A 14,949-nucleotide genomic window follows, 5' to 3' on the forward strand; every position below is an offset into this window, starting at 1 on the left:
GGACGCCGCGCAGGCGATTACTTGCCGTCCTTCTTGGCCGGCTCGGCGGCAGCCGCCGCGTCGGTGGCTTCCGGCTCTTCCTCGACACGGCCGTGCTTGGCGATGACCACCGCCACGTCGTGCTCCTTGCCCAGCTTCAGCTCCGGCAGCTCGACGCCAGCCGGCAGCTTCAGGTCGGACAGGTGGATCACGTCGCCGACCGACAGCGCGGCCAGGTCGACTTCGACGAACTCCGGCAGGTCCTTCGGCAGGCACACGACCTGGATTTCGTTCAGCTCGTGGGTGACGACCACTTCGGCCGACTTGCCGGCCGGGGACACGTCCTCGTTGATGAAGTGCAGCGGCACCGAGGCATGCAGAGCCTCGTTGTCGTTCACGCGCTGGAAGTCGATGTGCATGATCAGCTGCTTGAACGGGTGACGCTGCATATCGCGCAGCAGCACCTTCTGCACGTCGCCGTTCAGGCTCAGGCTGAGGATGGACGAATAGAACCAGTCGTTCTGGCTGGCCAGCCAGACTTCGTTGTGGTCGAGCTGGATGTTGACCGGCTTCAGATCGCCACCGTAGACGATCGCCGGGATCAGGCCGTCGCGACGGAGGCGGCGGCTCGCACCCTTGCCCTCGACTTCGCGGCGCTGAACCTTGATTTCATGCGTGGTTGCCATTTGCGTTTACTACCTTGGTTGAATGAACCGCCTCGCGGCGGTTTGAAGGACTCTTCCGCGACCAGAAGAGTCTGTGAAGCCGGGAGTGGGGAATCGGGAGTGGGGAATCGCAACAGCGCAATACCGCGCTCCGCCCATTCCCTATTCCCGATCCCCCATTCCCAGCCTTTAATCCACGTACAACGAGCTCACCGACTCGCCGAAGGCGATGCGGCGGATGGTTTCGGCCAGCAGCTCGGCGACGCTGAGCTGGCGGATCTTGCCGCAGGCGCGGGCGGCCTCCGACAGCGGAATCGTGTCGGTGACCACCAGTTCGTCCAGTTGCGAATTGCTGATGTTGCTCACCGCCGGGCCGGACAGCACCGGATGCGTGCAGTACGCGGCGACCTTCAGGGCGCCGCGCTCCTTCAGCGCGGCCGCGGCGGCGCACAGGGTGCCGGCGGTGTCGACGATGTCGTCGACCAGCACGCAGGTCTTGCCCTCGACGTCGCCGATGATGTTCATCACCGTGGACACGTTGGCGCGCGGACGGCGCTTGTCGATGATCGCCAGGTCCGCATCGTCCAGGCGCTTGGCCACCGCGCGGGCACGGACCACGCCACCCACGTCCGGCGAGACCACGATCAGGTTGTCGGTGCCGTAGGCGCGCCAGATGTCGGCCAGCAGCAGCGGCGAGGCGTAGACGTTGTCGACCGGGATGTCGAAGAAGCCCTGGATCTGGTCGGCGTGCAGGTCGACGGTCAGCACGCGGTCGGCGTTGACCGCGCTGAACATCTTCGCCGCGACCTTGGCGGTGATCGGCACGCGCGAGGAGCGCATGCGCCGGTCCTGCCGCGAGTAGCCGAAGTACGGCACCACCGCGGTGACGCTGGCGGCGCTGGCGCGCTTGAGCGCGTCGATGATCACCAGCAGCTCCATCAGGTTCTCTGCGCTGGGCGCGCAGGTCGGCTGGATCACGAACACTTCCTGCCGGCGCACGTTCTCCTCGATCTCCACCTGCACTTCGCCGTCGGAGAAGCTGGAGACCATCGCCTTGCCCGGACGCACGCCCAGCTCGCGGCAGATGCTTTTGGCCAGGGGCTTGTTGGCGTTGCCGGAGAACACCAGCAGGTTGCGTTGGTCTTGCATGAGGGGTCTCTCGGGTGGCTGCAAAGAGCGTGTGGCGGCGAAAAGAGGGTGAATCGGAACGCGAGGAGAAGCGATGCCTTTCCCGTTGAATCCCCGCACATGGATGTGCGGGCTCTTGCAGAGGGATCTGCATACCTAAATGGCAGGGGCGGTAGGATTCGAACCTACGAATGCCAGGATCAAAACCTGGTGCCTTGGGCCTCTTGGCGACGCCCCTGCGTAAACCTGTGTCAAGCCTCCAGCGCGTCGAGCAGCGGCGAACGCGGGACGCCGCCTGCCACCCAGGCGCGCATCCCGTCCGGCAAGTCCGCCAGCGCGCGCACGGCGGCAGCGCGATCGGCGAACTCGACGAAACAACCGCTCCCCGACCCGGTCAGGCGTGGCGTACCGATCCGCGCCAGCGCCTGGAACGTGGCCTGGACGGCCGGTTCGCGGCGAAGCAGGACCGGCTCGAACGCATTGCCGAGCAGGAAACCTGAAACGAAGTCCGCTATTTTCGCGGGCGCAGCATCCCGCGTCAAATCCGGGGACTGGAACAGGGCCGCGGTGGGCACGTGCACCCCCGGATCGGCCAGCACATACCAGGCCGGCGGCAGCGCCAGCGCGGTCAATCGCTCACCCACGCCCTCGGCCCAGGCGTCGCGTCCGCGCACGAACACCGGCACGTCCGCGCCCAGCGACAGGCCGAGGCCAGCCAGGGCGTCCTCGTCCAGCCCGGCGCCCCACAGGGCATTCAGCGCCACCAGCGCGGTCGCCGCATCGGACGAACCGCCACCGAAGCCACCGCCGGCCGGAATGCGCTTTTCGACGCGGATATCCACACCTTGGGCGATATTTGCCGATTTTTGCAGCAGCCGCGCGGCACGCACCAGCAGGTCGTCGGCCTCGGCGACGCCGGCCACGGAGGCGCCGATCCGCGCCACCACCCCGTCCGCACGCGGCCGCAGATGCACCGTATCGCCCCAGTCCAGCAGGCGGAACACGGTCTGCAACTGGTGGTAGCCGTCCGGCCGGCGGCCGGTGATCTGCAGAAACAGGTTCAGCTTCGCCGGGGCCGGCCAGGACGACCAGCCCCCGTCGGTGCCCCCGCTCATGGCGCAGGCACGGTCCAGGCGTCGACCAGCAGGCGCACCTTGGCGTCGCCGTTGCGCGCCTCGATGCGCCGCGGCAGCGCCGGACGGCCGTCGCTGGGCGGATACCAGTCCTGGAATTCGATCTCCCAACCCATCTGCCGCAGCGTATGCGGCCGGCCCTGCGCGTCGTAGTCGACCCGCTCCGGCGCCTGCGCGTCGGTCGCCACCAACCCGCGCACCCAATCGGGCAGCAGGTTGACCGGGATCTCCCAGCCGGTCGCCTCCAGCAGCAGCTGTTCGGCGTTCTCGCCGTCGCGCGGACCGCCCTCCAGTCCCTCCAGGCGCCCGGCCTCGGAGTGGCTGTCGCCGGTCAGGCGCCAGCTCTGCCGGGTCACCGGCGCGCTGAGTTGCACCTCGTACTGGCGCTGCCGCTGGGTCCAGTCGATGCGGCCGCTGCCGCCGTTGCGCCCCTTGGTGATCGCCACCCGCCCCTGGAACGACCAGTCCGGATGCGCCCGCAGCCACTGCGCACGCGCGGCCTCGGCCTGCTGCGCAGCGGCGTCGGGGGCGGCGACGGCGACCGGCGACGGGGTGCGGGTCGGCAGCGCACTGCAACCGGCCAGCAGCAGCCCGGCGGCCAGCGCCCAGGCGGTGCGCAGGCCGGCGGTCACGGCGCCACCTTGTCCAGGGCGCGGCGCAGCGCGCGATTGTCCGGATCGAGCTTGCGCGCCTCGTCGAAGTACTTGTCGGCCTCCTCGTGCTTGCCCTGCTCCCACAACACCTGGCCGATGTGCGCGGCGATCTCCGGATCCTTCACCAGGCTCCAGGCGCGGCGCAGTTGCACCAGCGCCTCCTGGGTCTTGCCGAGCCGGTACAGCACCCAGCCATAGCTGTCGATGATCGCGGCATTGTCGGGATCGGCGGTGCGGGCGCGGTCGATCAACTGCAGCGCCTCGCGATAGCGCTTGGTGCGGTCGGCCAGGGTGTAGCCGAGCGCGTTCAGCGCCGCCACGTTCTCCGGGTCGGTGACCAGGATCTTGCGCAGGTCGGCCTCGGCGCGGTCGATGCGGTCGCGACGCTCCCAGGACAGCCCGCGCGCGTACAGCAGCGCGTTGTCGTCCGGATACGCAGCCAGGCCGCGCTCGAACACCTGCAGTTCGCCGGCGTCGTCGCCGCTGCGCTGGCGCAGTTCCGCCTCCAGCACGTAGGCGTCGCGGCGCGCGGCATCGTCGGCCTCGGCGTCGTCCTGCAGCGCGCGCGCCTCGGCAAAGGCCGCGTCCTTCTGGCCGAGCGCGTACAACGCGCCGGCGGCGCGCAGCCGCGCCTCGCTGCGCAGCGGACCACCCGGCACGCCGCGGTACCAGTCCACCGCCTCCTGGTTGCGCTTGAGGAACTCGGCGATCTTGCCGAGCAGCAGGCGCCGCTCCGGATCGGGCCGGTCGGCACCCTTGCGCAGCTCGTCGTACAGCGTGGTCAGGGCCGCATTGTCCTGCAGCTTGGCCAGCATCGAGGCGCGCAGGCCGTAGTTCTGGGTGGTCTGCGGCCCCAGCGCCAGCACCCGCGCCGCGGCAGCGGTGTCGCCGATGGCGTCGTAGGCATAGGCCAGCGCCGTGCGCAGTTCCGGGTCGCCGGACACCTTGGGCTCCACGCCCTGCAGCAGCGCGCGCGCCTGTTCGGTCTTGCCCGCCTGCTGCAACTGGGTGGCATGCAGCAGCGCCACCCGCGGCTCCTGTGGGAAGCGCTTGACCAGTTGATCGACGATACGCTCGGCCAGCTTGGGCTGGTCCAGGCGCAGCGCCAGGCGTCCGAATTCCTGCCAGGCCTCGAGCTGGTCGGGGATGGCATTGGCGTCGAGCAACTGGTCCAGTGCCTTGGCCGCCACCTCCGGATCGCGATTGCCGCTGACCAGGGCGATCAGCGCGAAGCGCCAGCCGCGTGGGTCCTTGTCGCGCAGCAGGGCCACCAGCAAGCTGCGCGCCTGGCGCAGGTTGCCGTTGCGCAGGGCCAGCGAGGCCTCGGCGCTGCGCATGGCCAGCGACTCGGGCGCGCGCTGCCGCCACAGCGCCAGCGCCTGGGCGGCGGCCGCGCTGTCGTTGGCGAGCATGGCGATGCGGGTGGCGCGCTCGGCCAGGCCGGCATCGCCGGGGCTGTCGTTGGCGGCCTGCAGGTACCAGCGCGAGGCGTCGGCCAGTTGCCCGGCCTGCAGGGCGAACTCGCCGGCCAGCACCGGGGTCATCACGTCCTGGGCGGGACTCGGTGCCTTGGCCGCGGCCGGTGCGGCCACAGCGGCGATTGCGGACAGCAGCAGAATGGTACGGATGCGAATCAATGCGGGCATCGGAAGCGGCCGGGCCGTAAAATGGGGCCCTGAATGGCCAGCAGCTTATCGCAAGCAACTGAACAGATGACGTTGTGGGTGCTCGGATTGAACCACCAGACCGCGCCGGTCGACCTGCGCGAACGGGTGGCATTCGCCGGCGACGCATTGCCGCGCGCGCTGCAATCGCTGCGCGGGCTGCCCGACGTCGCCGAGGCGGCGCTGCTGTCCACCTGCAACCGCACCGAGCTGTACGCCATCGCCGGCGATGCGCAGCACCTGGCCGACTGGCTGGACTCGCATGCCGCCGGCCTGCACGGCTATCTGTACCAGCATCAGGACGCGGACGCGGTGCGGCACCTGTTCCGGGTCGCCACCGGGCTGGACTCGATGGTGCTGGGCGAACCGCAGATCCTCGGCCAAGTGAAGGACGCCTGGTCGCTGGCGCGCGAGCACGGGGCGATGGGCAGCCGCCTGGACCGCCTGTTCCAGCAGACCTTCTCGGTGGCCAAGCGCGCGCGCACCGACACCCGGGTCGGCGCCAATCCGGTCTCGGTCGCCTCCACCGCGGTGCGCCTGGCGCAGAGCTCCTTCGCCCGGCTCAGCGAATCCACCGTGCTGCTGGTCGGCGCCGGCGAGACCATCGAGCTGGCCGCCAAGCATCTCAGCGAGGGCCGCGTGCGGCGCCTGCTGATCGCCAACCGCACCCTCACCCATGCGCAGGAACTGGCCAGCCGCCACGGCGGCGTGGCGCTGCCGCTGAGCGAGCTGGAGCGCCACCTGCACGAGGCCGACGTGGTGTTCTCGGCCACCGCCGCGCGCGAGCCGGTGGTGACGCGGGCACAGGTCGAACAGGCGCTGCGCGCGCGCAAGCACAAGCCGATGCTGCTGTTCGACCTGGCGGTGCCGCGCGACATCGAGGCCGGCGTGGCCGACCTCGCCGACGCCTACCTGTACACCGTCGACGACCTGGAGCGCGCGGTCGAGGACAACCGCCGCGGCCGCCGCGAGGCCGCCGAGGCGGCCGAGGCGATCATCGACCTGCAGGTCGTGCGCTACATGGAGGCGCTGCAGGCCAGCACCCGCCAGGCGCCGCTCAAGCGCCTGCGCGCGCACGGCGACAGCACCCGCGACGACGTGCTGGCCAAGGCGCGGCAGCAACTGGCGCACGGCAAGCCTGCCGACGAGGTGCTGGAATTTCTCGCCAACACCCTGACCAACCGCCTGCTGCATCCGCCCACCGCGGCGCTGCGCGAGGCGGCGCTGCGCGGCGACGCCGAGCTGGCGCGCGCCGCCGAGCGCCTGTTCCCGGAGAAGCCGGGCTATTTCCACCCCATTCTGAAGACCGATGACACCGACCCTGCGCCGTAAGCTGGAGGCGCTGGCCGAGCGTCGCGAAGAACTCGAACGCCTGCTGTCCGACCCCGAGGTGGTGAGCGACAACACGCGCTTCCGCGACTACTCGCGCGAATTCGCGCAACTGGAGCCGGTCGCCGCCGCGCTGGCCGCCGAGGCGGCGGCCAAGGCCGACCTGGCCTCGGCCGAGGCGATGCGCGCCGATCCGGAACTGCGCGAACTGGCCGAGGAGGAAATCGCCGCCGCGCAGGCGCGCCTGGCCGAACTCGACGCGGAGCTGGCGCTGCTGCTGGTGCCGCGCGACCCGCGCGACGACGGCAACCTGTTCCTGGAAGTGCGTGCCGGCACCGGCGGCGACGAGGCGGCGATCTTCGCCGGCGACCTGTTCCGCATGTACGCCCGCTACGCCGAACGCCAGGGCTGGAAGGTGGAAGTGGAATCGGACAGCCCCGGCGAGCACGGCGGCTACAAGGAAGTCGTGGCGCGCATCGTCGGCCGCGGCGCCTACTCCAAGCTGAAGTTCGAATCCGGCACGCACCGCGTGCAACGCGTGCCGGCGACCGAGTCGCAGGGCCGCATCCACACCTCCGCGGCGACGGTGGCGATCATTCCCGAGGCCGACGACGTGGAGGAGATCGCGATCAATCCGGCCGACCTGAAGATCGACACCTTCCGCTCCTCCGGCGCCGGCGGCCAGCACGTCAACAAGACCGAGTCGGCGATCCGCATCACCCACGTGCCCAGCGGCGTGGTGGTGGAGTGCCAGACCGAGCGCAGCCAGCACGCCAACCGCGACAAGGCGCTGAAGCGGCTCAAGGCGCAGCTGCTGGAGGCCGAGCGCAGCAAGCAGGCCGCGGCCGAGGCGCAGGACCGCAAGCTGCAGGTCGGCAGCGGCGACCGCAGCCAGCGCATCCGCACCTACAACTTCCCGCAGGGCCGCATCACCGACCACCGCGTCGAGGGCCTGACCCTGTACGACCTGCCGAACGTGATCGAGGGCGACCTCGATGCACTGATCGGACGCCTGAGCCACGAGCACCAGGTCGACGAACTGGCGCGCCTGAGCGACAGCCCATGAGCGTGCGCGTGCGCCAGGCCGATGCGCACGACCTGCCGGCGCTGGCAGCGCTGTTCGATGCCTACCGGCAGTTCTATGGGCAGGCGCCGGATGCGGCGACCGCGCACGCGTTCCTGGCCGCGCGCATGGCCAAGGCCGAGTCGGTCGTGCTGCTGGCCGAACGCGATGCGCAGGCCGCCGGCTTCGTGCAGTTGTATCCGTCCTTCTCCTCGGTGCGGGCGGCACGGCTGTGGATCCTCAACGATCTGTACGTGGCGCCCGCGCACCGCCGCCACGGCGTGGGGCAGGCGCTGCTGCATGCCGCCGAACGCCACGCCGCGGACGACGGCGCAGTGCGCATCGTGCTGGAGACGGCGCAGGACAATCTGTCCGCGCAGGCCCTGTACCGCGCCCGCGGCTGGCAGCAGGAGCTGAGCGCGCAGCACTACGTCAAGGCGCTGGTGCCGTGAGCGTGCGCCGTCCGCGATCGGTCGCGGCCGCCACGGCCGCATGAGCGGCGGCGGCGTCGACGAACGCCTGCAACTGCAGGCCGCGGTGCGGCGCGATCCGCAGGACTTCCTGGCCTGGGTGATGCTCGCCGACGCCGAACTCGGCGCCGGCGCAGTGGCGGCCGGCGAACAGGCCACCGTGCGCGCGCTGCAGTTGCGCCCGGGGCATCCGGAGGCGCTGGCGCGGCTGGGCCGGGTGCGCTGGACCCAGGGTCGTCATGCCGACGCAGCGCAGGCATTGCGCGAGGCACTGCGGCAGGCGCCCCAGCACCCCGGCATCGCGGTATGGCTCGGCCACGCCCTGGAAGACAATGGCGAGGCGGAAGCCGCGGCACAGGCCTATGCCCACGCGCATGCACTGTTGCCGCAGGAACCGTCGATCGCCGCCTACCTGCTGAACTGGCGGCGCAAGCTGTGCGACTGGCGCGGACTGGACGCGCTATCGCAGCAGGTGCGCGGCGCGGTACGGCAAGGCCACCCGGCGATCGAACCGTTCGCCTTCCTCAACGAGGACGCGGGCGCGGACGAACAACTGCGCTGCGCGCGCAACCGCGCCCAGGCGCTGGCGCGCTCTCTCGCGCCGCTGCCCGCTGCGCAGGTGCGCGGCGATGGCCCGCTGCGCATCGGCTTCCTGTCCAACGGCTTCGGCGCGCATCCCACCGGCCTGCTGACCGTTGCCCTGTTCGAGCGCTTGCGCGCGCATGCCGACCTGCAGGTGCACCTGTTCGCGCTCAACGGCGACGACCGCAGCGCGCTCCGTGCGCGGCTGCAGGCGGCTGCACATGCCTGGCACGACGTGGCCGGACAGCCGCATCGGCAGATCGCCCAGCGCATCCGCGATACCGGCATCGACCTGCTGTTCGATCTGCGCGGCTGGGGCGGCGGCGGCACGCCGGAAGTGCTGGCGCTGCGTCCGGCGCCGGTGCAATTGAACTGGCTGGCCTACCCCGGCACCTCCGGCGCACCCTGGATCGACTACGTGGTCGGCGACGCCTACGCGTTGCCGCCGGCGCTGGCCGTGCACTACAGCGAGCGGGTGCTGCGGCTGCCGCGCGCGTTCCAGCCGTCCGACGACACCCGCCATGTCGGCACCCCGCCCGCGCGCCGCGACTGCGGCCTGCCCGAGCACGGCACCGTGTTCTGCTGCTTCAACAACAGCTACAAGCTCGGCCCGCGCAGCATGGCGCGGATGCTGGAGGTGCTGCGCCAGGTACCGGACAGCGTGCTGTGGCTGCTGTCCGGCCCGGGCCAGGCCGATGACCGACTGCGCGCCGCCGCCGCGGCGGCCGGCGTGGACCCGACACGCCTGCGCTTCATGCCCAAGCTGGCGCATCCGGACTATCTGGCGCGCTACCGGCACGCCGACCTGTTCCTGGACACGGATCCGTACAACGCCCACACCACCGCCTCCGATGCCTTGTGGGCCGGCTGCCCGGTGCTGACCTGCCCCGGCAGCACCTTCGCCGCACGCGTGGCCGGCAGCCTCAATCATCATTTCGGCCTGGACGACATGAATGCCGACGACGACGCAGCGTTCGTCGCCACCGCGGTGCGCCTGGGGCGCGATCCCGCGGCACTGCGGGCGCTGCGCGAGCGGCTGCAGGCGCGGCGCGCGGACAGCGGCCTGTTCGACATGCGGGGCTTCGCCGACGACTTCGCCGCGCTGCTGCGCGACACGGCTTCGCGCCATGGCTGGGAAGGCGCAGGCTCGACCTGATCAATCGCTCACGGATGCGCCACAAGGCCGCGGCGGCACATCCAGCAACGGACGGCGTAGCGACGTATCGCCAGTCAACGTCGCGATCGACATCACCGCCGGTACATCCGCATCGCCGTCTCCCATCGCCGAGCGCGCTTGCGTCACAGCGCACGGGTGGTGTGGACGAGCGTCGCTGCAGGTCGCGGCGACCAGCCAACGGCAGCCCGTGAGGCGCACGGGCGCAGTCGCCAGCGTGCAAGTCGAGCTACCGAAGCGCTTGACCTCAAGCGAACTTGAGGTCCGACACTGCGCGTACGCTCCTCGTGCAGATCCCGCAATGTCGCTGCCGCTCCCGATTCCGACGCCCGCTCCTTCCGCATCCTTGCGCAGCATGCTGCTCGCCGAAGCCCCCATTCCGGATCGCGCCGCGCTGCTCGACTGCATGCGCGGCCTGTGCGACCACCGGCTGCATGCCCTGATCTGGATGGAATCGCTGGGCGATGCCCCCGACCTGCTGTACGCACGCTGCTGCTGCGACGCGGCCCCGGAACTGCATGGACTGCTGCGTGCACGCCTGCCGGCGCTGCGGCGGACGCTGCGGCGCTACCGGCGCATCCGCAGCGGCGTATCCGATCCGCACCGGGCAGCGTCCTGCGTGGTGATGACCCGCGTCCCGACCCGCAATGCAGCGCAGGCGCAGGGCCGCGCCGATGCCGCCTTCGCCGCCCTGCAGGATGGCGCACATGCGCTGCGCGGCCTGATCGCCGCGCACCTGTACCTGTCGGACGACGGCCGCACCCTGCTCGAATGCACCGAGTGGCACAGTGCGGAGGCACAGCGACGTGCCCTGCAGCGCGAACCCGAGCGCTTGCCGCTGGCCGCCGATCGTGCCGCCAGCGTCCGTCGCTTCCGGCCACGCACCCTGGTCCTGCCATGCGACGGCACGACCCCGGTCCACCTCCACGCCTGATTCGGCGGGCGCGCGCCAGCAACGTGCGCGGATGCGGCTCCCCGCCCGGGCGGCGATCCCGGCGCGCGATCACCACGCCCAGGCGCACATTTCGGCGGCCCGAAGCGCCCCCATTGCCGTCGTCCACGACAACCCGCCAACCCCGCCGTAGCCGCGGCTGAAGCGCCAACGCGCCCAGGCTGTACGCCGGCCGGGCGAGCCGCTAGGCTGCCGGCATGACCGCCAACGCCGACTTCATCGCATTGAACCTGTGCGTGCTGACCGTCTCGGACACGCGCAGCCTCGACCAGGACAGCTCCGGCGACTATCTGGTCGCCGCTCTCGGCGGCGTCGGCCATCGCCTGCACGCACGGGAACTGCTGCCGGACGACCGCTACCGGATGCGCGCCACGGTCTCGGCCTGGATCGCCGACCCGCAGGTGGACGGCATCCTGGTCACCGGCGGCACCGGCTTCACCGGCCGCGATTCCACGCCCGAGGCGCTGCTGCCGCTGCTGGACAAGGAGATGCCAGGCTTCGGCGAGCTGTTCCGCGCGATCAGCGTCGAGGAGATCGGCACCTCCTCGCTGCAGTCGCGCGCCTTCGCCGGCCTGGCCAACGCCACCTTCCTGTTCTGCCTGCCCGGCTCCACCTCGGCCTGCCGCACGGCCTGGGAGCGGATCATCGCCGCGCAACTGGATGCTCGCACCCGCCCCTGCAATCTGGCCACGCTGCGCCCGCGGCTGAAGGAATGACCTGGACTCCCGCATGCCCCTGGACACCACGTTGCGCCTGCTGGCCAAGGCCAGCGGCATGAGCGCCGCAGACATCGCCGCGGCCATCCCGCGCGCCGGCGCGGCCACGGTCAAGGCCTGGATGGCGGGCGAAAAGCTACCCGGACGCGCCCAACTCACCGCCCTGGCACGCACCTTCGGCGTGCCCGCCGGTGCGCTGCTCGGCGAACTGGCCAGCCAACTGGACCCGGCACGCACCCGCGGCGAGCACGATCTGCTGCAGGCCTACCGCGCCCTCGACACCCGCCAGCAGGGCGCGCTGCTGGAAGTGGCGCGCAGCATGGCCGGCACCGGCACCCGCAAGCGGAGCAGCAAATGAGCCATCTCAAGCGCAAACAGTACAAGGCCCTGATGCAGCCGCTGCAACTGGAACTGACCGCGATGGCGCAGGCGGTGCAGCACAGCGGCGAGCGCGTGCTGGTGCTGTTCGAAGGCCGCGACACCGCCGGCAAGGGCGGCGCGATCCAGGCCATCGCCGAACACCTGAACCCGCGCCAGTGCCGCGTGGTCGCCCTGCCCAAGCCGACCGACCGCGAAGCCACGCAGTGGTATTTCCAGCGCCACATCGCGCATCTGCCGGCCGCCGGCGAAATCGTGCTGATGGACCGCAGCTGGTACAACCGCGCCGGCGTGGAGCGGGTCATGGGCTACTGCAGCGATGCCGAATACCACGCCTTCCTGCGCCAGACCCCGCTGTTCGAGCAGTTGCTGGTGGACGATGGCATCCGCCTGTTCAAGTACTGGCTGTGCGTGGACCAGGCGCAGCAGGAAAAACGCTTCGCCGAGCGCCTGCACGACCCGTTGAAGGGCTGGAAGCTGTCGCCGGTGGACCTGAAGTCGCGCAGCCAGTACGCCGACTACACCCGCGCCCGTGAGGCGATGCTGGAAGCCACCCACCGCGACTACGCGCCATGGACCCTGGTCGACTTCAACGACCAGAAACGCGGCCGCCTGACCCTGATCCGGCACCTGCTCGACCAACTGCCGGAAACCCGCCTGCACGAACCGGACCTGGATCTGCCGCCGCTGAAGCAGAAGCTGCACAAGGAAAAGTTCGGATTGCTGCAACCGATTCCGTCGTATGAGGCGGGGAGTGGGGATTAGGGAGTGGGGATTGGTTGAAGCCTGCGGCGCGCAGTCGTCGCTTTGCGACCGCGCGTCACCGGGCGCGCCACTCACAGCCATTCCGGGAACAGCGCGTCGCGGTTGAAGCCGCCTCTACGGTCGTTTCGGCTCGCGCACCACTAAAGAGGCGGCTGTCCCCGCAGGAGCGGCTTCAGCCGCGGCGAGCGAAGCCATCCCATCCTCTGGCCGCGCAAGGCGTCGGGACTGAAGTCCCTCCCACAAGGAAGACTTTTCGCTTCCGACGCGCGCATCCCCAATCCCGGCGGCGGCCGCAGTCACCTAGGCCACCGCCCCCTCACCCCGCCGCCTTTCCCTTCCCCTTGCCCTGCCCGGGCGCCGGGCCACCAGCGGCGGCGATCGCGGTTTCGATGTCGTGGGCGGTGACCGGCCCCAGGAATTGCTTGGCGAGCTTGCCGTCGGGCGCGATCAGGTAGGTCATCGGCAGGCCGCGCGGGGTGGCGAAGTCGGCCGGCGGCGCATAGGTGTCGACGATGACGATCGGATAGGCGACCGGGTGCTGCTTCAGGAACGCCTGCATCTCCGCCGGCTCGATGTCCTCGTAGGCCAGGCCCACCACCTCGATGTTGTCGCGCATCACGTGCAAGGCCGACAGTTCCGGCATCTCCTTCAGGCACGGCGCGCACCAGGTGGCCCAGAAGTTCACCACCACCCACTGCCCGCGGTGCGCGGCCAGGTCGTACTCGCTGCCGTCCACCGCCTTCATCTTCAGGCTCGGCTCGGGGCGGGTCTCCTGCACCACGGACGGCCCGGACGCCGGCGCGGCGGGCGCCTCCGGCGCTGCCGGGGCGGGCGGCGCCTTGGGCGCGGTGGACGCCGCGGTGGTCGCGGCGCCGTCGGCCGGCTTGGGCGTGGGCTGGCGGTCGCACCCGGCCAGCAAGGCGGCAGCGGCGAACAGCGGGAACAGCAGGCGCATGGCGGTCATGCAAGGTCTCCAATCTCGGTGTAGAGGTCGCCGACGCGACGCTTGAGCACGTCGCGCAACGGCAGGCGCAGTTCGTCCAGCGCGCGGCACGCCGCCTGGCCCAGGGCGTCGTCGCGGCACGGCAGATAGGTCTCGACGACAGGGATGCGCAGTTGGCAATTCTCGTACAGCTCGGCCACCGGCACGTCGCTCAGGTCGCGGGCGAGCATCCAGTCGCCCTGCTCGGTGCGACTGAGCAGACGGATGCGCTCCAGTTCGCACAGCAGTTCCTGCACCAGCGAATCGGTCAGCATCGGCTCCAGTTCCAGGAGTTGGTCCTCCTGCAGCCCCCTGCCCTGCCTGCGTGCCTGCGCGAAACGCCCGAGCAGGCGCAGCAGGCCGTAGATCTCGTAGCCGGCCGGCAGGCGCATCGAGGCCGGCTGGTAGCGGAAGGCGGCGATCGAAGAGGACACCGAGGCACCGAGCAGGATCGCGATCCAGCTCAGGTAGATCCACAGCAGGAAGATCGGCACGAACGCGACCGTGCCATAGATGCGCTGGTACGACTGGAAGCTGCCCAGGTACAGGCTCAGGCCCCATTTCACCAGTTCCAGCAGCAGCACCGCCAGCAGTGCACCCGGCACCGCATGGCGCAGCTTGACCGTGTGATGCGGCACCACCCGGTACACCAGGGTGATGCAGACGAATTCGATCAGCACCGGCGCCACGCTCAGCACCACCTGCGCCAGCAGCCGGCCCTCGCTGGTCTTGAACAGCGGCAGCGCGAAGAACCGCGCCGACACCGCCAGCGAGGCCGCGGCCAGCAGCGCGCCGAGGGTCAGCACGGTCCAGTACACCAGGAAGCGGGTCAGCTGCGGCCGCGCCGACACCACCCGCCAGATCTGGTTGAAGGTCTGCTCGACGCTGTTGAGGGTGATCAGCAGCGAGACCACCAGCGCGATCACGCCGGCGGTGGTCAGTTGCCCGGCGCTGGCCGAGAACTGCCGCAGGTAGGACTCCACCGAACGCGCCGCGGCCGGCACGAAGTTGGAAAAGATGTAGTCGCTGAGCTGGTCGCTCCACTTGTCGAACACCGGGAACGCCGACAGCACCCCGAACACCACCACCGCCAGCGGCACCAGCGCGAAGATGGTGGTGTAGGCCAGCGAGGCCGCAGCCTGGAACAGGCGGTCGTCGAGGAAGCGCCGCCACAGGAAGCCGGCGAAGCTGCGCATGCGCGCGCGGTCGCGCAGGCGATCGGCCCAGAGATTGACGGTGTCCAGCGGCTGCATCGGGCAAGGGTACCCGATGCGCATGGACGCCGGCATCGTCGATACTGGCGGTCGTTCCGATCC

15 protein-coding genes and 1 tRNA gene are annotated in these 14,949 nt (G+C 70.5%); 8 read left to right on the forward strand and 8 right to left on the reverse strand.

Going from position 1 to position 14,949, the window contains the following annotated elements; translation table 11 throughout:
- Positions 1-17: 17 nt before the first annotated feature.
- The 6 genes from SLW56_RS03950 to SLW56_RS03975 all read right to left on the reverse strand — a co-directional run bounded on the left by SLW56_RS03950 (position 18) and on the right by SLW56_RS03975 (position 5,204).
- Complete coding sequence (locus tag SLW56_RS03950; RefSeq protein WP_017907366.1) at positions 18-665, reverse strand: 50S ribosomal protein L25/general stress protein Ctc; 648 nt, start codon at positions 663-665, stop codon at positions 18-20.
- Between the two features lie 168 nt (positions 666-833).
- Entirely contained in the window at positions 834-1,793 is a 960-nt protein-coding gene (locus tag SLW56_RS03955; RefSeq protein WP_017911658.1) for a ribose-phosphate diphosphokinase, read from the reverse strand.
- Positions 1,794-1,933: 140 nt separating this feature from the next.
- Positions 1,934-2,010: transfer RNA gene (locus tag SLW56_RS03960), tRNA-Gln, on the reverse strand.
- Between the two features lie 13 nt (positions 2,011-2,023).
- The gene (gene ispE, locus SLW56_RS03965; RefSeq protein ID WP_267102486.1) at positions 2,024-2,887 is read right to left on the reverse strand and encodes a 4-(cytidine 5'-diphospho)-2-C-methyl-D-erythritol kinase; all 864 of its coding nucleotides are present in this window, start codon (positions 2,885-2,887) and stop codon (positions 2,024-2,026) included.
- The gene (gene lolB, locus SLW56_RS03970) at positions 2,884-3,537 is read right to left on the reverse strand and encodes a lipoprotein insertase outer membrane protein LolB (protein WP_150411156.1); all 654 of its coding nucleotides are present in this window, start codon (positions 3,535-3,537) and stop codon (positions 2,884-2,886) included. Before lolB ends, ispE begins: the two co-directional genes overlap by 4 nt.
- Positions 3,534-5,204 (reverse strand): tetratricopeptide repeat protein, encoded by a 1,671-nt coding sequence (locus SLW56_RS03975; protein ID WP_320694365.1) that lies wholly within the window; start codon positions 5,202-5,204, stop codon positions 3,534-3,536. The genes lolB and SLW56_RS03975 overlap by 4 nt, the downstream gene beginning before the upstream one ends.
- Positions 5,205-5,270: 66 nt before the next feature.
- On the opposite strand from SLW56_RS03975, the gene hemA reads away from it, so the two are divergent.
- The 8 genes from hemA (at position 5,271) to ppk2 (ending at position 12,651) form a co-directional block, all read left to right on the forward strand.
- Positions 5,271-6,554 (forward strand): glutamyl-tRNA reductase, encoded by a 1,284-nt coding sequence (hemA, locus tag SLW56_RS03980; protein WP_152182229.1) that lies wholly within the window; start codon positions 5,271-5,273, stop codon positions 6,552-6,554.
- Positions 6,532-7,617, forward strand: coding sequence for a peptide chain release factor 1 (gene prfA, locus SLW56_RS03985; protein WP_010341257.1), 1,086 nt, complete (start codon positions 6,532-6,534; stop codon positions 7,615-7,617). Before hemA ends, prfA begins: the two co-directional genes overlap by 23 nt.
- Positions 7,614-8,066, forward strand: a complete 453-nt coding sequence (locus tag SLW56_RS03990) for a GNAT family N-acetyltransferase (protein WP_320694366.1) — start codon at positions 7,614-7,616, stop codon at positions 8,064-8,066. Before prfA ends, SLW56_RS03990 begins: the two co-directional genes overlap by 4 nt.
- Before the next feature lie 40 nt (positions 8,067-8,106).
- The gene (locus SLW56_RS03995) at positions 8,107-9,822 is read left to right on the forward strand and encodes a tetratricopeptide repeat protein (RefSeq protein ID WP_320694367.1); all 1,716 of its coding nucleotides are present in this window, start codon (positions 8,107-8,109) and stop codon (positions 9,820-9,822) included.
- A 319-nt stretch (positions 9,823-10,141) separates the two neighbouring features.
- Positions 10,142-10,774: a hypothetical protein gene (locus SLW56_RS04000; RefSeq protein ID WP_320694368.1), complete on the forward strand. Its 633-nt coding sequence runs from the start codon at positions 10,142-10,144 to the stop codon at positions 10,772-10,774.
- 215 nt (positions 10,775-10,989) lie between these two features.
- On the forward strand, positions 10,990-11,508 hold the full coding sequence (moaB, locus tag SLW56_RS04005) for a molybdenum cofactor biosynthesis protein B (RefSeq protein ID WP_148828339.1): 519 nt from the start codon (positions 10,990-10,992) through the stop codon (positions 11,506-11,508).
- 13 nt (positions 11,509-11,521) lie between these two features.
- Positions 11,522-11,866, forward strand: a complete 345-nt coding sequence (locus SLW56_RS04010) for a helix-turn-helix domain-containing protein (RefSeq protein ID WP_017911650.1) — start codon at positions 11,522-11,524, stop codon at positions 11,864-11,866.
- The gene (ppk2, locus tag SLW56_RS04015; protein ID WP_152182232.1) at positions 11,863-12,651 is read left to right on the forward strand and encodes a polyphosphate kinase 2; all 789 of its coding nucleotides are present in this window, start codon (positions 11,863-11,865) and stop codon (positions 12,649-12,651) included. Before SLW56_RS04010 ends, ppk2 begins: the two co-directional genes overlap by 4 nt.
- A gap of 316 nt (positions 12,652-12,967) precedes the next feature.
- Here ppk2 and SLW56_RS04020 read toward each other — a convergent pair whose 3' ends face one another.
- Together SLW56_RS04020 and SLW56_RS04025 are read right to left on the reverse strand one after the other, a co-directional pair.
- The gene (locus SLW56_RS04020; RefSeq protein ID WP_320694404.1) at positions 12,968-13,567 is read right to left on the reverse strand and encodes a TlpA disulfide reductase family protein; all 600 of its coding nucleotides are present in this window, start codon (positions 13,565-13,567) and stop codon (positions 12,968-12,970) included.
- Between the two features lie 44 nt (positions 13,568-13,611).
- Positions 13,612-14,886 (reverse strand): YihY family inner membrane protein, encoded by a 1,275-nt coding sequence (locus SLW56_RS04025; RefSeq protein WP_043093046.1) that lies wholly within the window; start codon positions 14,884-14,886, stop codon positions 13,612-13,614.
- Positions 14,887-14,949 lie beyond the last annotated feature (63 nt).

The organism is Xanthomonas sp. LF07-6 (genome assembly GCF_034105445.1).
In the GTDB taxonomy this organism is placed as follows: domain Bacteria; phylum Pseudomonadota; class Gammaproteobacteria; order Xanthomonadales; family Xanthomonadaceae; genus Xanthomonas_A; species Xanthomonas_A sontii.